Below are 13,628 nucleotides of genomic sequence, written 5' to 3'. Positions count from 1 at the left end.
GGAACCGCAAGCACATAGATGTGCCTGCTTGTGCGGGGAATAACTTGTTTTGCATTTCGGGCAATGCAAATGAGAGATATAACTGAATAACACGGTACGCTCCCCTTTCTGCACATGCAGTGATGGTAACAGTGGAGCCTCCGTCGGTACGGTCAGCGGGAATGATTGAACGATTTGACTAACATCCAAAATATGTAACCTAATAAAATAATAATAAATTTGAGTAATCCAATTTGTCAACTATGAAATTAGGGATCGTACTCTAGTACAAAAAAATTATACGCTTAGACGCAGTTTCAAATTGGAGCAGCAGAGGCATTTTTACAATACATCACTGGTCAAGAATGGGCAGCGTGGCATGCCAAGACGTATCCATATACACTTCTCGCGAGATATGAAGGGCGTAATCAAAGCCTTAAGCGAGGTAGAACTTTAGAACTATTTTATTCATTAAAGTCAAATACGACTGCCAATAAGCCGATGAATCAGGTGAGTGAAGAAATGTGGCGGCATTGCAAGCTATTCAGGAGCAAGGGCAGGCGAGCCTTTTTTAAGGCTGGCTCTTGAGAAGAGTCAATGTGAATGTAATTTCAAAATATAAGAAATAAGATTGCCATCTATCCCAACTAAATTAGGGGGGTGGCTTTTGTTCTTGTGTTATAAATTATCGGGGTTTCTGGAATTAATAAAAAATTACTAGAATTTCATGAAGTGCTTATAGTTTAAATGAAACGATCCGAAATATTAATATACAGGGAAATTTCTCGACACTATTGGAGCCGGGAGATTCGTATCTATTTCTAGTAAATACGCCGTTAATTTATCAATAATATTGTATAATTCCGCATAATTGTTCGGAGTTATATCATTTTATACATATTAAACATGTGCTAAAATTTCCACGTTAAAGACGTTATAACGTCTAATCTGGGGTTTTTATTCAGATCCCAGTATGAGTTTTGTAACGTTTACAATTCATAGGGGGTCGACATCATGTTTAAAAAGTTACAGAACAAGCTTATGTTAATTTTTGCAGTATTGCTGGTTTCCTCCTTGGTCATTCTGCAATTGACAACTAACTTGCAGATGACGAACAGCTTTAAAGAAGAGCTGGACGAGTTAGGAAGCGAAGAAGCGGAGGCCTTATTGCAAGTTACGGATTTGCGTCTAAATAATTATGCAAATGATATTTTGCATTTTAGTGAAAATCCAGAAATCAAAGACATTGTAAAAAACAGAGACAGGCTAACTCCTAACATGATTCAAGTGATGAAATCTTATACAAAAATCAATCCTGAAATATCTGCTATTTATATGGGGAATTCATCAAAGCGAATGTTTGATCCCGAGGCTAATGTATACAAAGAAGATTATGATCCTCATATTCGTCCGTGGTATAAATTGGCTAATGATGACAAGGATAAAGTAAAATTCAGCCCTCCGTATAAGGATAGCGTCAGTCAGAAAATGAAAATAGCGATTTCTAAGGCCATTGTGGAAAACAACAAGGTTCTCGGGGTTATTTCGCTTGATGTGAACCTGGAACAATTGACAAAGCAAATCAGTGAAACGAATGTAGGATATAATGGGTTTGGATTTATTTTGGATGCAGAGGGAAACTCGGTAGTGCTGCCTGATACAGAAGATGCAGCCGGGAAAAATCAACGGGAAAGACCATATGTTGACAAAATTTACACTTCAAATGAGAGTGCGGGAAAGATCGACTACACGGATAAAGGCGAAGAGGAAGTTCTGTATTATAAGACGTCCGGTCTTACAGGGTGGAAAATCGGTGCTGTCTATCAAGAAGACGAACTGTTAAAGCTCACGAACCATATTAAATACATAAACATCATCATAACCTTGTGTGCCATCGTTGTTTCAAATATCATCATCTACTTTGTCGCTCGCTTCTTTACGAAGCCGATCGTTCAATTGACGAAGCAGGTGCAGCTAATGGCTGATGGAGACTTGACCGTGGAAGGGAAGGTAAGTTCGAAGGACGAGATTGGCCAATTAACAGGCCACTTTAATCATATGGTACAAAGCGTGCGGGAAGTCTTATCCCGCGTGATTGGTTCCTCTGAACAGCTCACGGAGTCGGCTGAAAATCTGAGTGCCGTATCAGAAGAAACAAAAGCGGCAAGCGAAGAAATTGCCCACGCCATGTCGGATGTCGCGCAAGGTTCGGCCGAAAGCGCAACAAATCTGGATCATATGCAGGAGGTAACAAGCAAGCTGGACTCGCAGTTTAGATCGGTGGAAGAAACGATGTCCTCCATGCAGGCGAAGTCAAACCAGACGCAGCAGGCAAGCATCGATGGAAGAGAGACGTTGGCTGTGCTGCAAGTGCGTTCCGATGAATCGTTCCGTGAAATTCAATCGATCGAACAAGTATTGAACCTGCTCGTGACCAAAATCAACGACATCCAGGCTGTGGCCGAAATGATCAAAGCGATATCAGCTCAAACCAATCTGCTTGCTTTAAATGCGTCGATCGAAGCGGCAAGAGCGGGAGAGGCTGGCAAGGGATTTTCTGTCGTCGCCACAGAAGTGCGTAAACTTGCAGAACAATCCGCTAATTCGACAGAGCAAATTAGCAGCACCATTCAAGGTATTATAGAAGAGGCTGCGAATGCCACCCGGGCGATGAGCCGGACCAAGGAAATCACCTCGGAACAAAATGAGGCTGTGCAGTCGACAGAGATTGCATTTACAAGCATTCAAAGCTTGATGCAGCAAGTGATCGAGGCGATTAAGGAAATGTCGGATAAAATACAGACGGCGTCCGAGCTGAAAGAAAACGTGGTTCAGTCCATCGTAAATCTGTCCGCGATCTCGGAGGAATCCGCAGCCGCTGCGGAAGAAGTCAGCGCTTCGACGCAGGATCAGTTGAAGGCAATCGATACGGTCTCGCAGTCTGCGGAAGCTTTAAGCCAGTCCAGCAGCGAATTGGAATTGCTAGTGAAGAAATTCAAAATATAGACAATCATTGTGATGTTAAGCGGCGGTACGCTGGGATCCTTATGGACTCGGCTGCCGCCGTTTTTTATTAGGACGGTCTTAAACCTGTCAGTTAGGCTGAATGGAAATTGTTGAGAAGAAACGGAATGGAATGGTTGGCAGCGTATTGACAAGGTCATCCATACTGGGGGATAGTAAATAAAAGGAAATGTTTTCTTGGCATTGAATGTTAGTTGCTATGCTGTTGAATGTTGATTATAACTTGCAAAGTGGTGATCCAATGCCCCGTTATCATTATGTATCCCCTATCTATCGCAAAAACAGAAAAAAAGTTCGCATTAACAGATGCATACGGGAATCGAGTAGGGGAAATTCAAAGGCACTATAATAGTACGCTCCATTATGTTGTTGATACTATTTTTAGTGATTACTTGATCAATGCTGAAGTTTTTGATAACAAAGGAAGGTCAATGAGTAAGGCGGTTGAAGCTTGGTCGCTCCAGACAATGATTAGGTCGGAATGGAACGTGGATTCTAAACATGTCGGAAGATTTGTGCTGAAAGATAAAACGAGGGTCAAACCAAATCCTAGTATGGAGTTCGTGATTGATAATAAGGTTTACTTATTAAAAAAGGACTTCATGGATCGAACCACTAAGTTAACATGCTCATCTGACAGAGACATCGCTTTGATTACTTACAATAAGGTTATACCTCCTCGGACGATTACGATCGAGCTTTTAGACGATGAAATGGATGTCTATACTTTGGCGTGTATCTACTATTTATTTTCATTGAGAGATTATACGTGACAGCCCTGAAAGCTTATTTGTGAAAACGAAAAACCTCTGGTATAGGCTTGGCAAGCCCAAGCCCACACCATCACCATCGTAGGTTTATACACTGTTTTCTTCATACCTCGCCAGTGCCATGGAGGCTGTATCGCGCATGCGCTTCTGCAGGTATGCGCTATCCTTCACACGGACGCGCTTGCCGAGAAAGCGGATTTTGGACAAGAGGAACTCATGCTCATTCCACGGAAGCCGGATTCGAATCTGGTAGCTGCGCTGTTCCTCATCGTACATCACCTCCGTCTCGAAGCAGGAGAAGGCATACAAGATGCGCGACAGCTCGCGGTTATATTCACGGATGACCTCAATCACAATCTCAGATTTGCGACGATCACGCAAGCTGGCAAGCTTCGCTAGAATGTACTCCGCTTCCGCAGGCGGGAGCGATTCTGCTGTCAATGAGGTAATATTGCGCAGCTTGGTGTTCATGAGACCACGGTGCTGACGATGGTACCAGAGCAGGTACCATTCTCGCTTAATAATGGAGTACTCTAATTTATATGGAAAGCCCTCATGCTCCTCGTTGATACGACCGCCCTTGATTGCGTAGCTGATGCGTATCCCTGTTCCGGAAGAGATGTACCTGCGGAGCGGCTTTAGCATCGGATGATAGACATGCTTTTCCTTGCTCTTGGCCTTCTCAATAAGATTATGGGAGGTATCCATGAGTATCTCTGAGGACAGGATTCCATTTAATTTGGTTATCGTATCTTCCGAGAAGGCTTCGCTTGCTGCAGGATGTACGAGCATCGTCTTCAACCATACCCGTTCATGGGAGGTGACCACGAATGTGCCCGCATCTTCGAGACGGGATAGAATTTGATAGCCAAAGATTTTCTCAAATGGGTTCATAGTAAGCAGCAATCTCCTTCCATTCCTCTATCAGCTCTCGGCGTAGATGTCTGGGCTCAAGCACTTCGCAGCTCGATCCGAAGCTGCGCAGCCAAGGCTTAATCTCCGTAATTCCATTTACCGTAATTTCGTATAGGAAGGATTGATCATCTTCCTCAACAATTTCCCCCCACTGCCCTTGCAGCAGTACCCGCTGCTTAATGAAGTCCGGTTCTCCTAGGCTAGGACTGAAGAAGCGGGCACGCACCTTCACGGGCCGTCCGGTATCGATGAGCCAGCTGTACTGAAGCTTCTCCATGAGCGCCGCTGTCTTCATCTGAAACACTTCCTCGGATACATCCTCCACTTCTTCAATGTGGGTCATGCCCTCCATGCGGAACTTGCGGATACCCTCTCTGTCGCTGCTCAGCATATACCATCTTCCATATTGATGGTCATATACGATCTTTAAGGGCAGAGCCTTATGCCAAGTTCCTTCGCCTTCCCTCTCGAAGCGCGGATTCGTCTGCTGCGCGGCATAGCTCTTCTCAGCCTTGGGCGTGAAGTATTGGAATTGCACTCTGCATCGCTTGTTGATAGCACCTAATAAGGTAAACAGATGGGCCTCATCCAATATGCGAAAATGATAGTGATATTTATATAAAAAGGTATCGGTAAGATATTGCCCCTCATGATCAAGCAGCAATTGCTTCTTCAAGCTGTCCCGCAGCAAATAGCCATGGACAGAAGGCACTTGCGTGTTCGCCATTACATCCACGAAATCGTATAAATCAAGCAGCTCCTCATCCGATAGTTGCTGTATGAGCTCATCGTTCAAGCGGTAGCGATATGGACGGGATGCATTCGCTTTGCGTATGACGCCAACCGACTCTAGATATTTCAGGTCGCTTCGAATTGTCTTCTCATCGGGCATCGGCAGCTCTTCCGGCGTTCTGCCGCAGCATTCATCCATAAGCTCCATAGCGGTCATAGATTGCTCCTGAAGCGCCTCCAAAATAGTCGATATCCGAACCGATTCGGATTCCTTCAATGACTTGGCTCGAAACAAGAACAATAGGACAGGATCGGATGAATCGTCATTGCGTTGATGAACAGCTTCTGCCAGTTCCATTTCTGACGCATGCTTAGATTGTACCTCTGAGGCAGCGGCGACTTCCTTCAAGCGTCGAGCCGTTTTGTCCAATGTATGTACGGAAATGCCCAGCCTATCTGCAAGCTGTTGTCTATTGAACGCACCTCTCATCAGCATGAGCGTGCGCAAATACTGAATCTCCTTATCGAAACTCTCCTTAGCCACGCGTCGAATCTCCTTCCTTCTCCCAAGTAACCCATGCAGTTCTCTTTTATTGTATCAGGTAAACATTTGCGGAAGCACGAAATAATCTCGGTAGGTCGTAATACTTTCGCCATGTTCGCAAAACCGGAAATAAGAGATGATGAATGCACAAAGCAATGCGCATCGGTTCAACGGTTAGGGAATGGCTAAAGTGCTGGAACGCCTGAGTACACGCGTTGGAGGATGGAAATCAATCGAAGCAGTGATACATCGAAACGAGCAGCTTGCAAAAGGATAGCTTTGATAGGGAAGGAGTCAAACATATATGGAAAATATACGGCAGCAAATTATAGATGCGTTACGAAATATCGAGACAGAAGAACAGGTACGAATAGTATATGCTTGCGAATCAGGCAGCAGGGCTTGGGGATTTCCATCGAGGGATAGTGATTATGATGTTCGATTCATCTATGTAAGGCCTATGGACAGCTATCTATCCTTATTCGAAAAACGAGACGTGATTGAGCGGCCGATCAGCAATATGCTGGACATCAACGGGTGGGATATGAAGAAAGCATTGTCCTTATTCCGCAAGTCAAATCCACCTTTGCTTGAATGGCTGCAATCTCCGATTGTATATACAGAAGAATCGGAAGTGGTGGAGCAGATACGTGCCCTATCCTCCGATACCTTTTCGCCAAGAGCCTGTATGTATCACTATTTGCACATGGCCAGAGGAAACTACAGAGAGTATTTGCAGAGGGAGTCCGTGAAGATCAAAAAGTACTTTTACGTGCTGCGCCCGCTGCTGGCCTGCCAGTGGATTGAGCGTTATCACGAGATGCCACCTATTGAATTCCCGGTGCTGGTAGATCGGCTTGTGCCGGCGAACAGTGAACTTCATGCCGCTATTCAACAATTGCTTGCGCGCAAGATCGCGGGAGAAGAGTTGAATATGGAGCCGAGAATCGAAGTCATCAATGCCTTTATCGAACAATCCATCGGGCACTATGAACGGATTGCCGTACAGCAGCCTGTTGCAGCAGGCGGATATAATGCACGGCTTGATGAATTATTCCGCAGGTCGATAACAACCGCAGATGTAAGGAGAGAAGAAGCATAATGGCAATCGTGCAATTATCGTCAACGCATCCACAGTTTTCATTTCTCATTCGGAAAAATCCGCATAACGGAATGATCTTGCGACAGATTCGCAAGGGGACGGCATACGGCTGGTACAGCGATGCAGCGAAGTATAACGTATATTTCAAGGATGCGGACAATGAGGTTTCCTATAAGCAGCATAAGGATGAGGTTTTTGAATATTTGAACGTATCCCGCTATAATACGCCGATTTTCCCGCTGCATGCGATTGGCGAATTTTTCTCGGCACCCTTCAAATCGCAGAGCGAAGAGGATGTTGCGGGTTATGAGCATTCCTTTACCATTAACATGATTCATGTGGATCGCATGCAGTACATTCATTTTTTTCAAAAACATGTAACGGCATATACCTTCGACCTTCATCACCGGACGGATAAGAGCTATTCTATCAAAATAACGACACAGAGAAGCTTGCATGAACTGCTTCATGTCGTGAGTGTACTGTGCTTATTCTTGTCTATGTTCGGCAATGAGAGTCTTGATATTTCAGACAGTATGATCGTGAAATATGTGAAGAGCATGAACATTATTGATGCACCGTACTATATTCGCAGCCTGTTCGCACGTATTTTCTTGTCCTCGAAGCAGGATTTCCGCAAACATAAGGTGGAACTTGAACGTACAGATCGATATGCGATCCAGTTCGAATACGGCGGAACGGCGATGCAGCGCAGAAATTTCATTGCAGGCATACTGCCCTTCAACAAATCGATTCTCGATGTTGGCTGCGGCGAGGGATTCTATGCAATCCCTTATGCTTCGAAAGTAGTAAGCAGCAGCTACTATGCAATAGATATTAATGAAGATCTGCTTGCGGTCGTGCAGCGAAAGGCCGAGTCCAAAGAACGAGATAACATTATAACCTATCCGTCGCTTGAACACTTCATGGAGCATTACAACGGGGAGCAGGTCGACGTGATGTTGACAGAAGTGATTGAGCATATGAGTAAGGATGAAGCGAAACATCTGATCCAGTTGATTTGCACGAATATTGATTTTGAACATTTCGTCATTACGACACCGAATGCAGACTTTAACGTCTTCTACGAACTGACGGCGTTCCGGCACCTCGACCACCGATGGGAAATGGGAAGAGAGGAATTCGCAGTCTGGTTTTCGGAAGCGATGAGCGCTTATGGAGCGGCATACACCTACGAGTTCGTAGCGATCGGGGATCGCGTGAATGGGATACCGACAACGCAAGGCGTCGTTATCAGGAAGGGAGGGGAAGAATGTGGAGCTTGTCACTAACGTTCATACGATCTATCTGATGATTGGGCCGACGGAGTGCGGCAAGACGACGTTTGCCAAGGAGGTGCTGATGCCGCAGTTAAGGGGCGATGCATCAGGCGCCATGCAAATGAATGTGCAATATTTATCCTCGGACAGCATGCGGCAAGAAATACTCGGCCACGACTATGATAAATATGATCAGGTTATGCTGGAGGCCAGCGCTCAGGCTTTTCATTTGCTATATACGAAGCTGGATATGGTCACTTCTTTTCCGGTGAATGCGGAGTTCGTGATCCTGGATACGACCGGACTAGCCGAGGATTTCAGGGCCAAGGTTCGAGAGATTGCTGACCGCAATCACTACCACGTAGAGGTCATCCTCTTCGACTACCGCAAGCGAGAGGACTATTATGCATCGGAGCGTTCGAAGAGACTGATCACGAACCATATGAATCGGTTGAAAAAGGATGTGCTCGGTTCTCTTGCGCGGGAAGGGTATGCCAATATCCATCGGGTGCGCAGCAAGGACTTTTACTGGCTTGAACAGGGGGCTGCCAATCCGGAATACCGCGTCATCGTTCACAATCGAAGCGAATATGCGGCTACATTTCTGCCAAATGAACGCAATTATACGATTGTCGGAGATGTGCATGAATGTATTCATGACCTGCAAGGGCTGCTGCGCAGCTGCGGCTACCGAATCGAGGATGGCAAGCTCAGCGCCACGGAGCGGGTGCAGGATACGGACATCATTTTGGTAGGGGACTGGATTGATAAAGGCAAGGCGACCAAAGAAACCATCGACTTTTTATATGACAATCGGGAGCACTTTCGGTTCGTACTCGGCAACCATGAGAACTTCGTATACAAGTACTTGCAGGGAGAGGTTAGCGGTGTCGATCAGGAGCTGGTACGCACGTATTTCGATTCGATTCAGGTGTTGATGGGGGATCGAGAACTGTTGGATAGATTTAATCATTTGGTGTCTCTATCGCAGCCGTTCTATCAATATCGTTCACCTCATGCGCCATCGTTCTATGTGACCCACGCACCTTGCAGGAACAAGTATATTGGGAAGCTGGATGGGAAGGCCGTTCGTCGTCAGCGCAATTTCCGCATTGATCGGGATGCGCCGCTCGAAGAACAGCTGCGCTTTATTCAAGAAGAAGCGGTTAGCAATCAGCCCTATCATATATTCGGCCATGTAGCGGCCAAGATAGCCTTCCGTATCAAGAACAAAATTCACGTAGACACGGGCAGTGTGCATGGCAATCGATTGACCGCTGTAAGTATCTCCTACAAGCCATTCTACAAATCGCATCCTGCCAAGCAAGCGATTATTGAAGATGAGCTGCCAACACTGTTTGAAGTTCAGCGGAGGGTTTCTCTGCAGGATCTAAACGATGAGGAAGTGCGGAGACTGCATTACTGTACACGGAATCAGATCAATTTCATATCTGGAACGATGTCGCCTGCGGATAAAGATGTAGATGCGCATGAGCTGGAATCGTTGAAGCGGGGATTGGATTACTTTGCAGAACATCAGGTAGAGAAGGTAGTGCTGCAGCCAAAATATATGGGCTCAAGATGTAATATTTATCTGTATCGTGACGTTGAGCAGTGTTTCGCAGTGAGCCGGAACGGATATAGAGTCAAACAAGTGGATCTAACAGACGTATACGAGCAGATGCTTCACAGATTCCGGGCTTTTATGGAAGAAAATCAGATCGCGATGCTTCTGTTGGACGGGGAATTGCTGCCTTGGAGAGCGATGGGGGAGGGGCTGATCGAACGGCAGTTCAAGCCGATTGCAGCAGCTTTAGAGAGCGAGCTTGAATTTTTACAGGAGCAAGGATTTGAATCTGCATGGGGGAAGCTTGTGGAGATGTATCGGAGTACGGAATTTGAAAAAGACCAGTATCATATGTCGAAAGCGGTTCTTAGTGAAAAGTACGGCAGTCATATCTATCAAAGCTATAAGCATGTTCACGATGCGATCAAGACTAATGTTCCGCTGAGCAAGCATGAGGACGCATACGAGACTTATCAGAAGCAGCTGGGACAGTACGCGGAGGACGGGAAATTGGAATATAAGCCGTTTGGTCTGCTTAAAGTGATTGATGAGTCGGGCGAGGAACGGATTCCAACTGAGAGTACATCTGCGATTTTTAGCTTCTTGTCTGACGACGAATACGTAATCGTGGATCTAACTCAGCCAGATTATGTTGAGCAAGCAGAGCGCTATTTCTCTAAGCTGACAACGGAGAAACATATGGAAGGCGTCGTCATGAAACCAGAGATCACGATAAACAATGCTGTACCTTATATGAAGGTAAGAAACGCGGACTATTTGTCTCTTGTTTACGGCTATGATTATCAATTCCCACATAAGTACGATAAGCTCATCAAGCAGAAAAATGTGCGTCAGAAGCTGAAGACCTCGCTCAACGAGTATCGTCTGGGCCAGCAAATGCTTGCTGTAAAGCTTGATGAAATAACACCTCAGCATGCGGAGTACAAGGAACTGGTTGCAAACCTATTATTCGAAGCAGGCAGAGAGAAAGAGCTTGATCCAAGATTGTAAGTCGTATATTTGATTAGGTGATCGCCGTTCAGTTTCATTGGAGGAATTGGGCAGGTTACCGATTTGCCAGTTTAGTTTTTCAAATAAAATTAAATTAAATGTGTATACTTACATTATTTTCAATTTTATGTTTAGACATAAATGCAATTTGATGATAATTTAACCTCTAGAGCAGCTCGAAAAGTAAAGAATATTCTAGGGGGAACTAAAAAGTGAAAAAATTAGGTCTATCTTTTATGATGCTTATGCTTATGTTGGGCATGATTACAATGAGTCCGGCAAATGCTGCATCAAGCCCGTTTAGAGGTGGATTATTGGACGATGTACCTATTCAAACCGGTACGGCTGTTGGAAAACCTTCAGGAACAGGCGACTTAAATATGACGGATAATAATACATCGTCATCAACAAATTTTAGAAATAATGTACGTGTGGCTTGGTATGATTTTGCCACGCCACAGGAAATTTCGGCCGTTGTCGTCTTCGGCACCGAAAGAAAAAGTACTATGGAATTTTACGATTCCAAAGGCAAATTAAAACTTACATATAAAGCTGCTAACACTAATGGAATTCAGTCTCTTCCAGAAGTCCTTAGTGATGTATCCACTGTCGTATTGAAAGCGGAACAAGGCGACTTTATAAGGGAATGGAATGTATTTACTAAGCCTTCTGCCGCACCTTCACCTACAACGATCACTTGGAGTCAGGGCGGTGATAAATTTGTATATTTGGAGTGGGATTCTACTGGGGCAGAGACATACACTGTGAAACGCTCCGAGTCTCCAAGTGGCCTCTTTGAGGTAATTGCTTCAAATGTTACGGATACTTTTTATACAGATAAATCGGTTAATAACGGAACTACCTATTATTATGCTGTATCTTCTGTAAACGAAGCGGGGGAAAGCGCAAATTCTATGACCAACAATAAAAGTAGCGCCACGCCGAATGCAACGAAGTATACAGGCGGATTGTTGGACGGTGTACCGCTCAGCTTGGGGAAGGAACTGGGTAAACCTACATCAACTGAACGCAGGATGACGGATAATTCTTCTACTGCAAGATCCCTCTCTACTGGGGAGATGGCATGGTACACCTTTGATTCACCGGTAGAAGTTTCGGCTGTTATTTTAAATGCAAAGAACCTAGTCCCTATGGAATTTTATGATGTAGATAATAAATTGTTGTATTCGTATAAACCTTTAGAGAATGACAAAGTAGAAACACTTCCTGAAAAATTTAAAAATGTTACAACAGTAGTGTTGAAGTCCGGTTGGATTACGGAATGGAATGTATTTGGAGAATCAACAGAACAACCAAATCCTGCTTCCATTCAATTAACTGCGATGGGTGGTAATAAAAAAGTATCATTACATTGGAATAGCACTAATAGTGCAGCTAGTTATAACATCATGCGGAGCACTGTTGCAGGAGGCTCATACAAGACAATTGCAACTGTTACAGGGAGCACTTATGACTACGTCGATTCATTAGTAACCAACGGTACTATATACTATTATGTAGTAACCGCTGTTAGTCCACAAGGTGAGATTGGGCAGTCCAATGAAGCATCTGCTACTCCGAACTCAGATGAAGTTACACCACCAGGGACTGACGAGGATCATGATGGAAATCGAGCTCTATTAAATATTGTTTTGAACAATGGAATTTCGAAGGAATTCGACCTTTCCATGAAGGAAGTAAATGCATTTATTGCATGGTATGAAGGACGAGCATCTGGAAATGGCTCCGTGATGTTTGCATTTGACAAGCATAATAATAATAAAGGGCCATTCAAGAACCGTAAGGAATATGTATTCTTTGATAAAATCATTACCTTCGAAGTGAATGGATATGATGCGGATGGTGGCTCTACTAGTAATAATGGAGATGAGAACCACTCTAATCCGGGAGAAGAATATTAAGCATACTCAAAACAGAGATGACTTCTGAATTTACTCAGAAGTCATCTTTTTCAGTTGATCAATACTGAAGTTGCGACGAATTGCACTTGATATGCACTTGAAGCGATTGGTAAACTATGGATGTTGAGAGAATTCAATTTCATAGAGAAAGGATTCGTATACATGAAAAACGTTTTAAATGCGGGAAAATGGATGCTGGCGGCGGTATTGAGCTTAGGGATAATTGGAGTATCCAATGCATCCGTCGTATCGGCAGAGCAGAAATCAAGCAACGCAATTCAAGAATATGGATCGAACTCGTTAATTAAAAAGGACAAAACCTATTGGGTGTGGGGAAATTATCAGGCTGTGCCGACTCAATTGCATGGAATTGGCCCAGTAACACGGATCGTTGGCCCTTATGTGGTGACGGATGACAAGAAGGTATGGTATTTGAAAGGTAGCGCGATATCGCCAGAAATTAAGATTCACCCCGTAAGCGGCATAAATGATATGGTTTTCTGGAATGGCGATTTAGCTATTGATGCAGATGGCAAAGTTTATATTGTTGCAGACGAAGACAATGCTCAATTCAAGGAGCTGTCCGGCATCGATCAGGTTGAAAAAATAGCTGCGTACTCCCCTGAACATCCGAACCCGGAACGATGGTTTTTCCTGAAGAAGGACGGTACTGTATGGGAGGGAACGAATAAATTAACTTCGTTTGAGAAGGTTGCTTCCTTACCTCAGGTGAAGTCCGTGGCGAGCAGGCTGGTGCTTAAAAAAGGACGGCACGGTGTGGG

General features: G+C 44.6%; 9 protein-coding genes and 1 pseudogene. 7 read left to right on the top strand and 3 right to left on the bottom strand.

Translation table 11 applies throughout. The features are described 5' to 3' along the window. Positions 1 to 189: hypothetical protein (locus tag AZ66_RS32890; protein WP_231586962.1), on the bottom strand; the 189-nt coding region annotated here is incomplete at its 3' end. Between the two features lie 804 nt (positions 190 to 993). On the opposite strand from AZ66_RS32890, the gene AZ66_RS20305 reads away from it, so the two are divergent. Together AZ66_RS20305 and AZ66_RS33870 are read left to right on the top strand one after the other, a co-directional pair. Further along, on the top strand, positions 994 to 2,985 hold the full coding sequence (locus AZ66_RS20305; protein WP_044356506.1) for a methyl-accepting chemotaxis protein: 1,992 nt from the start codon (positions 994 to 996) through the stop codon (positions 2,983 to 2,985). A gap of 227 nt (positions 2,986 to 3,212) precedes the next feature. After that, complete coding sequence (locus AZ66_RS33870) at positions 3,213 to 3,776, top strand: tubby C-terminal domain-like protein (protein ID WP_442950312.1); 564 nt, start codon at positions 3,213 to 3,215, stop codon at positions 3,774 to 3,776. An 84-nt stretch (positions 3,777 to 3,860) separates the two neighbouring features. Here AZ66_RS33870 and AZ66_RS20295 read toward each other — a convergent pair whose 3' ends face one another. Beyond that, positions 3,861 to 4,667 (bottom strand): WYL domain-containing protein, encoded by an 807-nt coding sequence (locus AZ66_RS20295; protein WP_044356504.1) that lies wholly within the window; start codon positions 4,665 to 4,667, stop codon positions 3,861 to 3,863. Continuing rightward, entirely contained in the window at positions 4,654 to 5,964 is a 1,311-nt protein-coding gene (locus tag AZ66_RS20290; RefSeq protein ID WP_044356503.1) for a helix-turn-helix transcriptional regulator, read from the bottom strand. The genes AZ66_RS20295 and AZ66_RS20290 overlap by 14 nt, the downstream gene beginning before the upstream one ends. Before the next feature lie 304 nt (positions 5,965 to 6,268). Between AZ66_RS20290 and AZ66_RS20285 the strand changes: the two genes are divergently transcribed. From AZ66_RS20285 to AZ66_RS20265, 5 genes and pseudogenes are all read left to right on the top strand, one after another. After that, positions 6,269 to 7,066 carry a nucleotidyltransferase domain-containing protein gene (locus AZ66_RS20285; protein ID WP_044356502.1) on the top strand — a complete coding sequence of 266 codons (798 nt, stop codon included), beginning with the start codon at positions 6,269 to 6,271 and terminating at the stop codon, positions 7,064 to 7,066. After that, positions 7,066 to 8,358, top strand: a complete 1,293-nt coding sequence (locus AZ66_RS20280; RefSeq protein ID WP_044356501.1) for a class I SAM-dependent methyltransferase — start codon at positions 7,066 to 7,068, stop codon at positions 8,356 to 8,358. Before AZ66_RS20285 ends, AZ66_RS20280 begins: the two co-directional genes overlap by 1 nt. Beyond that, positions 8,342 to 10,924: a metallophosphoesterase gene (locus tag AZ66_RS20275; RefSeq protein WP_044356500.1), complete on the top strand. Its 2,583-nt coding sequence runs from the start codon at positions 8,342 to 8,344 to the stop codon at positions 10,922 to 10,924. The genes AZ66_RS20280 and AZ66_RS20275 overlap by 17 nt, the downstream gene beginning before the upstream one ends. Before the next feature lie 212 nt (positions 10,925 to 11,136). Next, the gene (locus AZ66_RS20270; RefSeq protein WP_156160033.1) at positions 11,137 to 12,846 is read left to right on the top strand and encodes a fibronectin type III domain-containing protein; all 1,710 of its coding nucleotides are present in this window, start codon (positions 11,137 to 11,139) and stop codon (positions 12,844 to 12,846) included. 162 nt (positions 12,847 to 13,008) lie between these two features. Further along, positions 13,009 to 13,628, top strand: a pseudogene (locus AZ66_RS20265) (hypothetical protein); the annotation flags it as partial.

The sequence above is a fragment of the Paenibacillus sp. E194 genome (assembly GCF_000935845.1).
Classification (GTDB): Bacteria; Bacillota; Bacilli; order Paenibacillales; family Paenibacillaceae; genus Paenibacillus_B; species Paenibacillus_B alvei_B.
Note: the sequence above shows the minus strand (reverse complement) of the source record. Positions and strands in the feature narration are given on the sequence as shown.